Genomic DNA, 14,751 nt, shown 5'->3' on the forward strand with positions numbered 1-14,751 from the left:
GACGCTGCCGAGCCACGGCGAGCTTCGGGTGAGCGGCCGCATCGCCCCGGTGCTCGCCCTCGGCTCGACGTTCGACGTCGAGCTGTCGGGGCGCGAGAACGTCATGATCGGCGGTGCGGTGTTCGGGCTGAAGCGCGCCGAGATCCTGCGCAAGTTCGACGATATCGCCGAGTTCGCCGGCATCGGCGACTACATGGACCAGCCGGTGAAGCACTATTCGATGGGCATGCGCACGCGGCTTGCCTTCTCGATCTGCGCCCATGTCGAGGCCGAGATCCTGGTGGTCGACGAGGCGCTGGCCGTCGGCGACGCCGCCTTTCAGCGCAAGTGCCTCGACTGGATCGACGAGTTCCGCAAATCCGGCACGCTGCTCTTCGTCTCGCACTCGATGGCGGAGGTGCGGCGCCTGTGCAACCGCGCGATTTGGATCGAGGAGGGCCGCATCCGCGAGCAGGGCGACCCCAGCGAGGTCATCCGCTCGTATCATCGCGCACTCCTGGTGGAGAAGGACGACGTCCACCGCTTCTCCGCGAGCGGGTGATGGGACATGACGGGCGGCGCCCTGGTCTGGCTCGGGCTTGCGTGGTGGGCCGCGGGCTCGGCCGTCCAATGGCTGAGCGCGGCGCTGGCGCGCACGCCCGGGCCGCCGGCACGCATGCGCCATCGACCTGACGAGTTCAGCGTCGTGGCGCCGCTCAAGGGGGCGGCCGATGCATCGCCCTCCTATGTCGCGAGCCTGCGCGCCCTGTCGCAGGCGGGCGCCGAGGTCCTGATCTGCGTCGCGAGCATCGATGACGGCGCCGTCGAAGCGACGCGTGCCATCTGGCCCGAGGCGCTGCTGCTGGTCGGGGCCGACACGACCTTCAATCCCAAGATGAACAATGTGCGCAAGGGGCTGGAAGCCGCCAGCCGACCGGTCGTGGCGCTGTGCGATGCGGGCATTGCGCTCGGCCTCGACGAGCTGCGCGAGGCCGCCGCGGGTCTCTCCGACAAGGTCGGGCTGGTGCTGGCGCTCAAGGCCGCCGACGAGGCGGAGAACTTCGCGGCCGAGCTCGAACGGGCCTATATCGACGGCCACCAGGCGCGCTTCCTGTTCGCCGCCGACCGCATCGGCATCGCTGTCGCCTCGGGCGGCGTGACCGTGATGGCGCACGAGACCTTGCAGCGCATCGGCAACTGGCGCGGCTTCAACCGCTGGATTGCCGACGACTACTCCGTCACCCGCGCCGTGCGCGAGCTCGGTCTCGAGACCAGGCTCGGCGCCATCATGCCGCGCCTGCCGCTGGGACGGCGCGGATGGCGCGACGTCTGGCTGCGTCAGGTGCGATGGGCCCGCACGCGCCTGCGGTTGCCAGTATGGCCACTGGTCCTGTGGGAGCCGGCCATCGGCGGCGCGGTGTCCGGCATTGCCGGAGCCGCCGCCCTGTCGGGCATGGGCCTTGGTGCGGCGGCGCTGACGGTCGGCCTCATTTTCCACGCCGGCTTGTGGCTTGCCGCCGAGAAATGGTTCATGGCGGGGCGCGGCCTCGCCTTTGGTCCGCGCGCCGCCGCTGCCGCCTTCGTGCGCGAGGCACTCGCGCCCCTGCTGATGGTGCAGGCGCTCGGCGGCCGCACCATCGACTGGCGGGGCACCGATCTCGGCGGCCAGTGGCGCAGCAAAGGGGATGGCATGCCGGAGAAGCCCGTATGAGCCGACAAGCGCGTGCGAACGGAACTGGCGACGGCAAGGCGGCCGGCGCCATCGTCACCGTCCTGTTGCCCGACCATATCGATTCGGCGACGGCGCAGGATGTGGAGAAGTCGATGCTCGAGGTTTTGGCGCCGGGTGCGCGCGTCGTGGTCGACGGCGGTGCCGTCACCTACATGAGCGCGGCGGGCGTGCGCACGCTGGCGACGGTGCTTCGTCACGCCGAGGAGCAGCAGGCGAGAGTCGTGTTCTGTCGCTTCACCGGGGCGGCCGAGGATTGCCTCGTCGTGGGCGGCTTCGCCCAGCTTCTCGACGTGGTCGGAACACCCGAGGAGGCGGCCGCGAAGCTGCGGGCAAAGCCGGTGGGAAACCCTGCAGACCGCTTGCACCGCCATGGCGCCGCAGGTTAATTACCCGGCGGGCTGAGGCAGGACCAGGAACACGGAGCGGCGCTTGCATGCCGACCGTTCCGGACGGAGATCGCGAATTGACAATCTGGACATGGCTGCATGCTGTCGGTCGACCTACCGCCATTGTCCTCGGTCTTGGTGTGGCCGTCGCCGGCTGCCAGGCGATTCCCGGCGATGGTCCGTGGATGAACGGCGCGAAGTCGACGAGCAGCGAGGCCCTGCCGTTCGATGTCATCGATCTCACCCCGACCACCGTCGTCGCCTACCGGCCTGCTGCGACGGTCGATCAGCCCTCGGAGACCGGCAACCTGTCGGCGGGCGCCCGGGTCTCGGTCGAACCAGGCGACGTGCTGAGGGTCCGCATCTTCGAGCCCTACGAAGGCAGCATCTTTCCGACCATCCAGAAGCCGGGTGCCGACTTCGGCAATCAGGTCGTGACCAATGACGGAACGATCGAGGTCCCCTATGTCGGGATAGTGAAGGTCGCCGGGCTGAACCTGCGCGAGATCGAGCAACGCATCGTCCAGCAACTCGGCAACAAGGCGCAGAACCCGCAGGTCATCGTCGAGTTCGTCGCCGACCGGAACAACACCGTCATGGTGTCGGGCGAGGTGAAGAGTCCCGGCCGCCTGTCCCTGCTCGAGGGAACACGCTCGGTGGTGGATGCCATCAACCGGGCGGGCGGGCCGACGGGCGTCGCCACGCAACTGCAGGTCGTCCTGCGCCGGCGCGGCAACGTGATCCTCGACAAGCAGTATTCCGAGCTCCTGGCCGGCGCGGACGTCGGCATCCAGAAGGGCGACGAGATCGTGGTTCGCCCCAACTCGCACACATTCACGGTGCTGGGCGCCGTCGCCAAGGCCGGCAATGTCGCCCTGACCAAGGCCAACATGACGCTGCTCGAGGCCCTCGGCGAGGTCCATGGCCTGTCCGACGAACGGGCCAACAAAACCGGCGTTTACGTTTTCCGAATGGGCGACATCCAGGACAATCCGAACGCCCGGGCCCGGGTTTTTCGACTGGACCTGATGCAGCCTGTGTCTATCTTTGTGGCCCAGCAATTCGGCATGCAGGCGAATGACGTGATATATGTCACGAATGCGCCACTTTACGAGTACAATAAGATTCTGACCGCGATTTACCGTACGTTCTCGATCGTGGGTATTGCGAAAGGCTCCGTAACGCCAACCTCCACGTTCTGATCGGATGGGGGACGCGTCGGATTGGAGAGACGAGTTCGGATGGCGCGAGAGCAGAAGTTCAGATGGGGTGCGACCGGCGTGGCGATTCTGTTCGTCATCGCCGCGCTGGTGATATGGATCGCTCCCAGCCGGCAGACCAGCAGCGCACAGGAAGCGATGGCCGCGACGGGGCCGCTGATCTCGCGCGGCTACACCGATGCACCGGCCGGCACCGCGGCGATCGCGGGTGACACGGGCGGCGGCGGCGTGCTGCTCGAGCTGCGGGTCGCCGAGGGCCAGAAGGTCAAGCACGACGATGTCATCGCCGTCCTGTCGAACTATCCGATCGCCGACGTGTCGGTGCGCGCCAACGAGGCCGAGGTCGAGAAGGCCAAGCGCCAGCGCGAGGCGATGGTGTCGGGCTACCGCGTCGCCGAGATCGCCGAGCAGGAGGTGGTCGTCAGGTCGACGGCGGAGGAGAACAAGCTCAAGGCGCTGGAGCTGCAGCGGTCGGGCAAGCCGCCCGACCAGAAGCAGCTCGAACTCAAGATCTCCGAGCAGAAGCTCGAGCGCGAGCAGGCCAAGCTGAAGGTGATGAAGGAGACGCTGGCGACCGACCTCGCCCAGATCGACACCGACATCAGCATCAAGCAGGCCAGGCTCGACAACTCGCGCACGACGCGCGAGCAGTCGCTCGTGCGCTCGCCGATCGACGGACTGGTCGTCCAGATCTGGACGCGGCCGGGCGAGCGGGTCAGCCAGTACGGCATCGCCAAGATCGTCGACATGAGCCAGATGCGCGTATTCGCCGACGTCGACGAGGTGCATCTCGGCCGCGTCGTGGTGGGCGGCAAGGTGCAGGTCACGTTCCGCGGTGGCACGACGGTCTACACCGGCAGGATCTCGCGCATCGCTCCCGCGGTGAAGCGCATGCAGCGCACCGAGCCCGACGGCGGCTCGGCGACCGACGCCCGCGTCGTGCAGGTGGAGATCACGCTCGACGATCCGTCCAGCATGCCGCAGGTGCTGGGTCGCGAGACGCGCGTCACCTTCCTCTGATGGCCATCTCCCTGCCTGCCGCTGCGTCGCCACGGCTGCGCTGGAGATGGCCGTTCTTTTCCCTGGCGCCGCTGCGGGCCGCCGCCCGGACCGCCGCCGCGATGCCGCTCGGCGCCCAGCAGCTCAAGCGCCAGCGCACCAGCACGCTGCTGTCGCTCGCCGGCGTGACCGCAAGCCTGCTCGTGGTGTTCGCGCAGCTCGGCATCGAGCGCGCCGTCTACGACTCCTCGATCCGCGTCCATCAGGCGGTCGTGACCGACCTCGTGCTGGTTCCGATGGGCTTCAAGTCGTTGCAGCTCAATGCCGACGTGCCGGTCGCCATGACCGACGTCGTCTCGGCCAATCCCTCGGTCGCGCAGGTTCTGCCCTTCTGGTTCGGCGTCATGTCGCTCAAGGGCGCCGACATGCCGGTCGCGCGGCGCCTGGCATGGTACGCCATCGACGTCGAGCGGCCGGCGATCGACGTGCCGGGCCTGCGCGAGAACCTCTACAAGCTTCGCGTCACGCGCCGCATCCTGTTCGACCGCGACTCGCGGCCCTATTTCGGCGACCTGGCGACGCGCGCCCAAAGCGGCCAGGAAGTTCCTGTCACCGGTCCGCCCGACAATCGCGGCCTGCTGCGCGAGATGTTCGTGGTCGGCACCGTGGCGATCGGGCCCAACGTGGTGAACGACGGCGCCATCATCATGTCGGAAGCGTCGATGGACGAGATCCTGGGCGAGTGGTACTCGGACCGCCCGGCCTTCATGGGCATCCGGCTGGTGCCGGGCGCCGACAAGATGGCCGTCGTGGATCAGCTCAACCGGGACCTCGCCGGCCGCGGCGAGGTGGTGACGCGCGAGGAGTTCCAGGCGCGCGAACGGCGCTACTGGTCGCGCGAGACGCCGGTCGGCTACATCACCGACCTGGGCTTCGTCATGGGCCTGATGATCGGCATGGTGTTCATCTACTACGCGCAGTACCAGATCATCCGCTTCTACCTGCCCGAATACGCGATCCTGAAGAGCCTCGGCTACGACTGGTGGTTCTTCCTGTGCATGATCGGCCAGATCGGCGCCGCCATCATAACGCCGGCCTACATCGTCGCCTTCACCATGGCGCGCGTCGTCTACGGAGTCGCCGAGGCCTCGATCCATCTCGGCATGACGATGGGCCTGCGCGAGATGGTGGTGTCGCTGCTTGCGTCGATCGTCATGACCGTCGTCTCCAGCCTGTTCGCGATCCGGCGGCTGTGGAAGGTCGACCCGATCATGCTGTTCGAGTAGCCATGTCGACCGACACTCTCCTCGGCCCGGCGGTCGTCGAAGCGATCGACGTGCACCACCACTACGGCGACGGCGCCCAGCGCGTCGACGTCCTGTTCGATATCAACATGCAGGTCCGCGAAGGCGAACTGCTGATCGTCACCGGTCCGTCCGGGTCGGGCAAGACGACGCTGCTGACCATCCTCGGGACCATGCGCCGGCCGTCGGAGGGCAAGCTCAGGCTGCTCGGCACCGATGTCGGCGGCCTCGCCAACGCCGAACTGGACAGGCTGCGCAACCGGGTGCGCTTCCTGTTCCAGAAGCGCAACCTCCTGTCGTCGCTGACGGCGCTGCAGAACGTCATCGCCGGTGTGTCCACGACCGCGCTGACCCATCCGGACTGGGACGAGACCCGGGCCCGCCACCTGCTCGGCCTGCTCGGGCTGGCCGACAAGGCCGAGTCCTGGCCGGACGAGCTGTCGGGCGGCCAGCAGCAGCGCGTGGCCATCGCCCGCGTGATGATCGGCCTGCCCGACCTGATCATCGCCGACGAGCCGACCTCCGCCCTCGACCGCGTCGCCGGCCGGCTGGTGGTCGACCAGCTCAAGGATCTCGCCATGCGCGCCAAGTGCGCCGTCGTGCTGTCGACCCACGACGAGCGCATCTTCGACGTCGCGAACCGGCGCCTTCATATCGAGGACGGCCGCTGCTTCGAAGTGCCGATCCACTACCACTGACCGCGATCGTGCTGCTCATCGTCATCGACCTCGTCGTCGTGCTTTGCCTGTTGGCGCAGCTCGCGATCGCCGGCTACTTCCTCTATCTGCTCTATTGGCTGGCCGATCTGCCGCGCGCCGAAGGCGCGGCGGCGCCATTGCCCGACGAGCTTCCGCGCGTGCTGGTGCAGATTCCGGTCTACAACGAGCCGATGGTGGTCGAGCGCGCGATCAGGGCGGCAGGCAGCCTGGACTGGCCGCGCGACCGGCTGAACATCCAGGTGCTGGACGACAGCACGGACCTCACGTCGGATATCGCCCAGCATGCGGTCGCGCGCCTGCAGCGCGAAGGCATCGAGGCGAGCCATATCCGTCGGCGCGACCGCATCGGCTTCAAGGCCGGCGCCCTGGCAGCCGGCATGGCGCTCTGCGACGCGCCCTACGTCGCCGTGTTCGATGCCGATTTCGTGCCGCCGGGGGACTGGCTGCGCCGCGCGATGGCGGCGCTGCTGGCTGCGCCAAGGGCGGCCTTCGTGCAGACGCGGATCGAATGGGGCAATGGCGACCGCAACTGGCTGACGCGCGCGCAGCGGCTGATGCAGGATGCGCATTTCGCGGTGGAGCAGGACGTGCGGGCGCGCCGCGGCGTGCCGTTCCAGTTCAACGGCACCGGTGGGATCTGGCGCCGCGCCGCGGTCGAGGAAGCGGGCGGCTGGTCGCACGACACGCTGTCGGAGGATCTCGACCTCGTGCTGCGCACGCATCTCGAAGGCTGGGACGGCGTGTTCCTGATGGAACCGCATGTCACCGGCGAGCTGCCGCAGCAGCTGGGTGACTTCGGCGCCCAGCAGAGCCGGTGGTCGAAGGGCTTCGTCCAGGTGGCTCGCAAGCTATTGCCAAGGGTGTGGAGCTCGGGCTGGCGGGGCGAAGCCAAGCTCGTCACCACGGTTGCGCTCGGCCAGCAGCTCATCTTCCCCGTCCTTGCGATCGGCATTGCCGCCCTCGTCCTGTCGATGATCGGCCACGGCCAGCTCCTGCCGCTCTTCGGGTCCCTGCTGTGGATATGGCTGATCCTCATGCTGATCGTGCTGTTCGGCATGACCTGGGGCGCCTACCATCGCCTGAAGCGCGGAGGCCTGCTGGACTATCTCGCGACCGCGGCCACCGTGCCGGCGCTGATCGTCTACCTTGCCGCAGCCAATGCCGGGGCGATCGTCGCAGCGGCCCTCGGCCGGAAGACAGAGTTCAGGCGAACCCCGAAGACCGGCACCTGACCATGATGGCCGTCGTCGCCTTCCTGGCTCTGCTCCTCGCCGCCGTGTTCGGCGTCTGCTGTCTGCTGCTCGCGGCGTTCATCGGCAGCCTGCTCTACATGGTCGTGCTGCACCATCGCCTGCGGCACGAGGGGCTGGAGCACGAGGAGGGGCTGCTGCGGACGCCTCTGCCGGCCGATTCCGGCCTGCCGCATGTCGTGGTGCAGATCCCGTCCTTCAACGAAGGCCCGGTGCTGCGCCGCGGTGTCGAAGCGGCGGCCCGGCTCGACTGGCCGCGCGACAAGCTGCACATCCAGATCCTCGACGACAGCACCGACGAGACGGCCGAGCTCGCGCGCACCGTGGCCGCCGAGCTGCGGGACAGGGGCTTCGACGTGGTCGCGCTGCAGCGCACCGACCGCAGCGGCTTCAAGGGCGGCGCGCTGCACGAGGCGATGCAGCAGACGCCGCACGACTATTTCGCCATCTTCGACGTCGACTACGTGCCGCCGGCCGATTTCCTGCGGCGCTGCATGCGGGTGTTTCTGGCCGAGCCCGATACCGCCTTCGTGCAAGCGCGCTTCGACTTCCTCAATCCGCACGAGAACGCGCTCACCGAGATGCAGATGGTGACGCTCGACGCCCATCTCGGCATCGAGCAGGCGACGCGCTACTGGGCCGGCCATCCGCTGCCGTTCAACGGAACCTGCGGCATCTGGCAGCGCGCCGCCATCGAGGCGGGCGGCGGCTGGAAGGGCGACACCGTGACCGAGGACCTCGACCTCACCTATCGCGGCTGGGTCAAGGGCTGGCGCGCGGTGTTCCTGACCAGCGTTGCGGTGCCCGGCGAGCTGCCGGCCGATACCGGGACATGGCTGCGCCAGCAGCAGCGCTGGCAGGACGGCTTCCGCCATGTCTCGATGCGCATGTTCCCGGTGATCCTGAAGAGCCGCGACATGTCGCTGGCCGCCAAGGGAGCGGCGCTCCTGCATCTGTGCATGTCGCTCAACCAGCCGGTGCTGCTGGTCGGCGTGGTGTCCGGCCTGCTGGCGGGCCTCCTGGCGCCGACGCTGGTGCCACTGCTGTTGGCTGCGTTGATCCTCACCCTCGTCTGGGTGCTGGCGTGCGCCACCACCTTCCTGCGCGCCGGACACAATTTCATCCGTGACGGCGAGATGCGGCCGTTGCGCTTCGCGGTCGTGCTGTTGCGCTTCGTCGGCGGCCAGGTGGCGACCGTGGTGCGCAGCCTGTTCGTGCATCTCAGGAAGGCCGCCGCGCCGCCCAAGCCGGTCGTCTTCGACCGCACACCCAAGCGCGGCAACTAGACCGTCGATGCTGATCCGTGTGGCTCCGAGCGATCGGTCAAGGCACCGAACGACGACTTGAAAGCCGCCGAAAGCGCATAGTGCGCCGGGTCGCGTTCGACCAAATTCCCCTCGACGACACCTTTCTTCTTTAGGGCGCACAGCGATGAAAACTGCCGGCTTGGCACGCATTCCTGCCCCTCTGGATTATCCGGGTCGTCCCTGGGCGCCAGTCCTTGCGGCCATCGGTCTCGGACTGGCCTTGGTGCTCGGCTTCGCCCCAGCGGCCGTCGCGCAACAGAATCGCGTGACAGCGATCGACATCGCGCTCGAACCCGATGCGACGATGCTTCGGCACGCGAAGGACGCCAACGCTCGTCTGCTCAAGTCCTTTCCGAAGGGCTTTACTCTGGATGAGACGCACCACCCGCACGTCACCATGTTGCAGCAGTTCGTCCGCACGGCCGACCTCGACAAGGTATTTGCCGCGGCGAATGCGGTTCTGGCCAAGGAAAAGCCCACCTCATGGACGCTGAAGGCTTTCAAATATTACTACATCCGGTCGCCGCCGGTCGGCCTCGCGGGGATCGTCGTCGAGCCGACGGACGACCTGCATCGGCTGCAAGATGAACTGATCAAGGCCGTCGAGCCCTACACCGTGAAGACCGGGACCCCGGCGGCGTTCTTCAGCGAAGATGGCGGACGCGACATCCAGGAATCCCTGATCGAATACGTCTCCCATTTCGTTACGATCGCGGCGGGCAGGCATTTCAATCCGCACGTGACGATCGGGGTCGGAACGGAAACCTATTTGAACAAGATGTTGGCCGAGCCGTTCGACTCGTTCACGTTCTCGTCGACCGGCGCATCGGTCTATCAGCTTGGCACTTTCGGCACAGCCCGGAAGGAACTGAAGGCGTTGACGCTGACGCCCTGAGGCGAGGCACATACACGGCCTGGATCACACCGGCGCGCCTCCGCGCCGCACCGGCTGATGCGCCGAGCGGAGGCCGCCGCCCAGGCTCACCGGCCCGTCGAAGGCGAGGGGAATCGTCTCGACATGCCGGCAACGCAGCTCTTCGGCCAGTCGCCGGCTGCCGGCTTCCACGACCACACGGTCTTGATCGAGCACGAGGACATTGGTCTGCAGTTCGCCGGCTTCGGCCGGCGACAGCGCGATCTTGTCCCACGCGCGCAACGACATTGGCAGGCCATCGATCAGCCAGTCGGGGCAATGCACCAGCAGGCCGGGCCTGAGCAGGCCCAGCGCCCAGTCGAGATGCAGGACATTCGATCGCAGGGCGACCGGGATCACGCGATGGCTGTCGCCGAGCAGTGCCTGCAGCCAATCGATGCCGGCCATGTCGGTGGCGCAGCCGGACATGCCGACATAGATCTCGCGGCCGTTCAGCAGCACGTCGCCGCCTTCGAGAAAGGGACCGTCGACTGCGCCCGGAGAGCCGAAGGGAACGCTCGACCATGGGGCGCCGCCGGCCGTCAGCCGCTGCACATGTGGACGCAGACCGAAGCGCTCGCGCTGTCGGCACAGCAGGCGCAAGGAGGCATCGATCACATGGCCGCCGATCACGACCAGCGGATCGCGCGCGAAGAGCTGCACGCCTTCGCCGTTCGGCGCCAGGAACCGCCTTTCGGCGCCCTGCAGGCGTTCGGGCCGATGGACGGTGACCGCCTCGGCCTCCAGCAACGCCGCCAGGCTCTCGACCTGGGCATCGATGCGCCGGGCGCGCGCGGCATCGACGTCGATCAGGCGCCGGCCGGCATGGGCCCGGCAGAAAGCGGCGGCTTGCGGCGCCAGCCATCGCTGCGAGTCCTCGTGGAACACGACGATCTCGTCGGCCGGCGCGATGCCGACGATCGCCACGCCGAGCCGGCCCCATTCATGGTGCACGGCACACGACGTCACGTCATGCCGCCCGTCAGCGCTCCTGCGGCCTCGTTCTCCTGGCGGCGCCGCCGCGCTTCCTTCTCCACCGCCGCGACGAGAGACGGAATGTGAGCGGCGATCTCGTAGAAGTCGCTGGCGTAGAGGACGAGCAACGTCGTGGGCTGGGTGGTCACGATGGTGGCGCTTCGCGGCAGACGGTCGAGCAGCGCCATCTCGCCAAAGAACCCGCCCTGACCCAGCCGCACCGGCTCGCGCGGCAGGCGCACCTCGACCTCGCCTTCCGATATGAAGAACATCGAGTCGCCGGCCTCGTCGCGCCGCACGACGACGAAGCGCGCGGGATAATGGCGGACCCGGAGCTTGCTGACGATCTCGGACAGGGTGACGGTGCCGAGCTCCGTGAACATCGGCACCTTCACGACCTGATCCCACACGCGCAGATATTCGCGGCGGCGTTCCTCCTCGGCGAAACCCGTGGCGAGGATGCCGGTCATCAGGGCGAGCACCACGATACCGCTCACCATGACCACCGAGCCGACCATCCGGCCGCCCACGGTATGGGGCACCACGTCGCCATAGCCGGTCGTCGTGAGCGTGACCACGGCCCACCACAGGGAGGACGGAAGGTTGCCGAACAGCTCGGGCTGGCTGTCGCGCTCGAAGAAGTGCGTCGCCGTCGCGGCCGCCACCAGGACGATGACGAAGACGATCAGCACGCTCGAAAGCGTGGCCCGCTCGTTGGAAATGACGCGCGCGAGCGTACCCATCGCCGGCGCGTGCACGCCGAGCTTCAGGATCCAGAGGATGCAGAAGATGGAGGCGATGTTGCTTTCGGCCCCGACCGCGCGCACCGTGATGGCGAATGCCGGAACGATGGCGAGCAAGCCGATCAGGCCGGTGGCGGAAAACGCCCATCGCAGCCGCGCGCGGCCTTCTGACAGGCCGCCGTAGCGCGGCGACTCGGGTGCGGACCATAGCCGCAGCGCATATTCGACGAGGAAGACCGCGGCGACGAGGGTGATGACGACGGCCAGCGCGCGCGCGGCGGCCTCCGGCAGGCTCGCAACAGAGGAAACCGCGACCGCGATCAGGCCCGATCCCAGGGCGAACAGGTGGAAGGCGCGCCACCGCCGGCCGCTTTGGCTGTTGTCGGAATGCCGCAGCGTTGCATGGACACGAGCGCGCAAGGTCGAGGTCGTCGCCGCCACGGTCCGGACCATAGGCAGCTTGGCCCGTGGATTGCAACGCGGCGGCGATCCGGCCGGGACCTTCCTCGCATCCGGTATGGGGCGGGTCACGCCGCGGCTGCCACGCGCGACCTCGCGCTCCGGTTGGCGCGCTGCCGCCGCCGCTGAATCAGGAGCCGGCGGGGACGTCGCGCAAGGGCTGGGCCGCCTTGAGGCGCGTGTCGGCGAGCTCGCCGGCGGCTTCCAGGATGGGATAGGCGACGGAGGTCAGATGGCCGTTGATGCGCTTGAGATCGCGGATCACGTCCATGTGGATCGAGCTGGTCTCGATCGATTCCGGCCGGCCCTCGCGCAGGCGCGCGAAGTGGCTGTCGCCGGCCTTGGCCTCGGCCTCGCGGATCGCGGCCTTCTCGGCGACCAGGCGGCGCGCCAGCGCGATGTCGCGCGTGGTGAAGACATTGAGCGCCAGGCGCAGGTTCTCCGACACCCGCGCATGGAACGCCTTGAGCTCGCCCAGGCCCTCGGCCGAGAAGGCATAGCGGTTCTTGATCTTCTTCGCCGCCAGCTCCATCAGATTCTTGTCGATGATGTCGCCGATATGCTCGAGGTTGGTCGTGAAGGTCAGGATCTCCACGTAGCGCCGCCCTTCCTCCTCGCCGAGATCGGTGCGCGAGGTCTGGATCAGGTAGAGCTTGATCGCCTCGTAGAGCCGGTCGACGGCGTTGTCGGCGTGCTCGATGGCGCGCACCGCCTTCGGGTCGGAATGCTCGAACACGTCGATCGACTGGCGCAGCATGTCGGCCACCCGATCGCCGAGCGCCAGCGTCTCGCGCAGCGCGCAGCCCAGCGCCTCGGCAGGCGTATCGAGCACGTTCGGGTCGAGATGGCGCGGCTTGCCGGGATCGTCGGCCACCGGCCGCGCCGGCAGCAGGCGCCGGCAGAGGTTGGCGACCGGGTCGATCAGCGGCAGGAAGACGACGGCGGCCACGAGGCTGAACAGCGAATGGAAGTTGACGGCGATGCGGGCGGGCGCCGGCTCCAGCAGCGACAGCCAGTGCACGGTCGGCACGAGGACGAAGAGGAAGGCAACCCCGATCACCAGCCGCGAGATCAGGTTGGCGAGCGGCACGCGGCGGGCGTCGATGTCGGTCGACGACTGGTCCATGTAGGGCGCGAGCGCGCCGCCGACGTTCGCGCCGACGACCATGGCGAGCGCCAGCGCCGGGCTGATGATGCCGCTCGAGGCAAACGACATGATCAGCAGCACGGCTGACAGGCTGGAATGGATGAACCATGTCGCCACCGTCGCGAGCACGGCCGCGATCACGTACTCGTCCTGCATGCCGGCGAGTGCGGCGACGAAGGACGGCGAGGTCCGCAACGGTTCGATGGCGCCCGTCAGCAGCTTCAGCGACAGCAGCATCAGGCCGAGCCCGATGCCGACCCGGCCGAGATGGTGCGGCTTGTCCGAAGCGATCGTCATGAAGGCGATCACGCCGGCTGCGATCAGGAACGGCGACAGCCAGCCGAGATCGAACGACAGCACCTGGGAAGTGAGCGTGGTGCCGACATTGGCGCCCAGCATCACGGCCAGCGCGATCGGCAGCGAGATCAGGCCGCGGCCGGCGAAGGACGCCAGCAGAAGGGCGGTGGCCGTGCTCGACTGCAGCAGGCCGGTCAGCCCGAGGCCGCCGACAAAGGCCGTGAAGCGGTTGCGCGAGCAGGCGCCGATGGCCCGGCGCAAGGTCGCGCCGAAGGCCCGCGTCAGGCCCGTCCGGACCATGCGCACGCCCCACAGCAGCAGGGTGACGCTGCCGAGGATGTTCAGGATGGTGTCGACGCCGTGCATGATTGCCGCAACCTACGCTTCGCCGGCAGGCGATGAAAGATTTTTGACAGTGTACCAGGCGACACTGGACGGAATCGTTGCGCGAGCCGATCATCGAGTGCGCTCGTGTGCTCGGGCGATGCAAGGACAGGGTCGCATGTCTCCAGACGGTGCACGCACGATCGGCGGAGAAGTGACGGTGAACGGCCGGCGCTATCGCCTGCCGCGGCGGCCGACCGTCGTCGTGTGCATCGACGGCTCGGAGCCGGGCTACATCGAACGCGCGGCCGAGGCGGGGCGCGCGCCCTGGCTTGCCGCCGTGCTCGAGACCGGCACGAATCTGATCGCCGACTGCGTCGTGCCGTCCTTCACCAACCCCAACAACCTCTCGATCGTCACCGGCCGGCCGCCGTCCGTGCACGGCATTTGCGGCAACTATTTCCTCGATCCCGAGACAGGGCGCGAGGTGATGATGAACGATCCCCGCTTCCTCCGGGTCGAGACGCTGTTTCCGGCATTGCAGCGCGCCGGCTGCCGGATCGCCGTGATCACGGCCAAGGACAAGCTGCGCGGCCTGCTCGGCAAAGGGCTTTCGCTCGGCCCCGGCAAGGCCTGCAGCTTCTCCTCGGAGAAGGCCGGCGAGGCGACGCAGGGCGAGAACGGCATTGCCGAGGTGACGACGCTGGTCGGCCTGCCGGTGCCGGACGTCTACAGCGCCGCGCTGTCGGCCTTCGTCTTCGCCGCCGGCGTAAGACTGATGGAACGCGACCGGCCCGAGATCATGTACCTCTCGACCACCGATTACATCCAGCACAAGCACCCGCCCGGATCCGCAGTCGCCGACGACTTCTACGCCATGATGGACGGCTACCTGGCGACGCTCGACGCCATGGGCTGCACCGTCGTCCTGACCGCCGACCACGGCATGAACGACAAGCACGATGCGGCGGGCCGGCCCGACGTCCTCTATCTGCAG

Annotated in this window: 14 protein-coding genes; 11 read left to right on the forward strand and 3 right to left on the reverse strand. The window is 68.0% G+C overall.

Annotated elements, in window-relative coordinates:
• The 10 genes from VH499_RS08605 to VH499_RS08650 form a co-directional block, all read left to right on the forward strand.
• A partial coding sequence (locus VH499_RS08605) for an ATP-binding cassette domain-containing protein (RefSeq protein ID WP_332052299.1) occupies positions 1-541 on the forward strand: 541 nt, incomplete at its 5' end.
• A 6-nt stretch (positions 542-547) separates the two neighbouring features.
• Positions 548-1,690, forward strand: a complete 1,143-nt coding sequence (locus VH499_RS08610) for a glycosyltransferase family 2 protein (RefSeq protein ID WP_332052300.1) — start codon at positions 548-550, stop codon at positions 1,688-1,690.
• The gene (locus VH499_RS08615; RefSeq protein WP_332052301.1) at positions 1,687-2,097 is read left to right on the forward strand and encodes an STAS domain-containing protein; all 411 of its coding nucleotides are present in this window, start codon (positions 1,687-1,689) and stop codon (positions 2,095-2,097) included. The genes VH499_RS08610 and VH499_RS08615 overlap by 4 nt, the downstream gene beginning before the upstream one ends.
• Positions 2,098-2,174: 77 nt before the next feature.
• Positions 2,175-3,299, forward strand: a complete 1,125-nt coding sequence (locus tag VH499_RS08620; protein WP_332052302.1) for a polysaccharide biosynthesis/export family protein — start codon at positions 2,175-2,177, stop codon at positions 3,297-3,299.
• A 39-nt stretch (positions 3,300-3,338) separates the two neighbouring features.
• Positions 3,339-4,337: an HlyD family secretion protein gene (locus VH499_RS08625; protein WP_332052303.1), complete on the forward strand. Its 999-nt coding sequence runs from the start codon at positions 3,339-3,341 to the stop codon at positions 4,335-4,337.
• Positions 4,337-5,602: an ABC transporter permease gene (locus tag VH499_RS08630; protein WP_332052304.1), complete on the forward strand. Its 1,266-nt coding sequence runs from the start codon at positions 4,337-4,339 to the stop codon at positions 5,600-5,602. Before VH499_RS08625 ends, VH499_RS08630 begins: the two co-directional genes overlap by 1 nt.
• Positions 5,603-5,604: 2 nt before the next feature.
• Complete coding sequence (locus tag VH499_RS08635) at positions 5,605-6,318, forward strand: ABC transporter ATP-binding protein (RefSeq protein WP_332052305.1); 714 nt, start codon at positions 5,605-5,607, stop codon at positions 6,316-6,318.
• Between the two features lie 8 nt (positions 6,319-6,326).
• Positions 6,327-7,571, forward strand: a complete 1,245-nt coding sequence (locus VH499_RS08640; RefSeq protein ID WP_332052306.1) for a glycosyltransferase family 2 protein — start codon at positions 6,327-6,329, stop codon at positions 7,569-7,571.
• Positions 7,572-7,573: 2 nt separating this feature from the next.
• Positions 7,574-8,875, forward strand: a complete 1,302-nt coding sequence (locus tag VH499_RS08645; RefSeq protein ID WP_332052307.1) for a glycosyltransferase — start codon at positions 7,574-7,576, stop codon at positions 8,873-8,875.
• A gap of 145 nt (positions 8,876-9,020) precedes the next feature.
• A complete protein-coding gene (locus VH499_RS08650) occupies positions 9,021-9,791 on the forward strand; it encodes a 2'-5' RNA ligase family protein (protein WP_332052308.1) in 771 nt (256 codons plus the stop codon).
• 24 nt (positions 9,792-9,815) lie between these two features.
• On the opposite strand, the gene VH499_RS08655 is transcribed toward VH499_RS08650, so the two are convergent.
• From VH499_RS08655 to VH499_RS08665, 3 genes are all read right to left on the reverse strand, one after another.
• On the reverse strand, positions 9,816-10,778 hold the full coding sequence (locus VH499_RS08655; RefSeq protein WP_332052309.1) for a hypothetical protein: 963 nt from the start codon (positions 10,776-10,778) through the stop codon (positions 9,816-9,818).
• Positions 10,775-11,968 carry a cyclic nucleotide-gated ion channel gene (locus VH499_RS08660; RefSeq protein ID WP_332052310.1) on the reverse strand — a complete coding sequence of 398 codons (1,194 nt, stop codon included), beginning with the start codon at positions 11,966-11,968 and terminating at the stop codon, positions 10,775-10,777. The genes VH499_RS08655 and VH499_RS08660 overlap by 4 nt, the downstream gene beginning before the upstream one ends.
• Before the next feature lie 148 nt (positions 11,969-12,116).
• Positions 12,117-13,796: a Na/Pi cotransporter family protein gene (locus VH499_RS08665; RefSeq protein WP_332052311.1), complete on the reverse strand. Its 1,680-nt coding sequence runs from the start codon at positions 13,794-13,796 to the stop codon at positions 12,117-12,119.
• 136 nt (positions 13,797-13,932) lie between these two features.
• Here VH499_RS08665 and VH499_RS08670 point away from each other — a divergent pair.
• Positions 13,933-14,751, forward strand: an 819-nt coding sequence (locus VH499_RS08670; RefSeq protein WP_332052312.1) for an alkaline phosphatase family protein, incomplete at its 3' end; no start/stop codon positions are given.

The organism is Reyranella sp. (assembly GCF_036558665.1).
Classification (GTDB): Bacteria; Pseudomonadota; Alphaproteobacteria; order Reyranellales; family Reyranellaceae; genus Reyranella.

What these genes read in the sequence shown, in the direction of transcription:
- VH499_RS08610 (WP_332052300.1), top strand. Translation starts at nt 548, where the DNA reads ATGACGGGCGGCGCCCTGGTCTGGCTCGGGCTTGCGTGGTGGGCCGCG.
- VH499_RS08625 (WP_332052303.1), top strand. Translation starts at nt 3,339, where the DNA reads ATGGCGCGAGAGCAGAAGTTCAGATGGGGTGCGACCGGCGTGGCGATT.
- VH499_RS08645 (WP_332052307.1), top strand. Translation starts at nt 7,574, where the DNA reads ATGATGGCCGTCGTCGCCTTCCTGGCTCTGCTCCTCGCCGCCGTGTTC.
- VH499_RS08665 (WP_332052311.1), bottom strand. Translation starts at nt 13,796, where the DNA reads ATGCACGGCGTCGACACCATCCTGAACATCCTCGGCAGCGTCACCCTG.
- VH499_RS08615 (WP_332052301.1), top strand. Translation starts at nt 1,687, where the DNA reads ATGAGCCGACAAGCGCGTGCGAACGGAACTGGCGACGGCAAGGCGGCC.
- VH499_RS08630 (WP_332052304.1), top strand. Translation starts at nt 4,337, where the DNA reads ATGGCCATCTCCCTGCCTGCCGCTGCGTCGCCACGGCTGCGCTGGAGA.
- VH499_RS08650 (WP_332052308.1), top strand. Translation starts at nt 9,021, where the DNA reads ATGAAAACTGCCGGCTTGGCACGCATTCCTGCCCCTCTGGATTATCCG.
- VH499_RS08635 (WP_332052305.1), top strand. Translation starts at nt 5,605, where the DNA reads ATGTCGACCGACACTCTCCTCGGCCCGGCGGTCGTCGAAGCGATCGAC.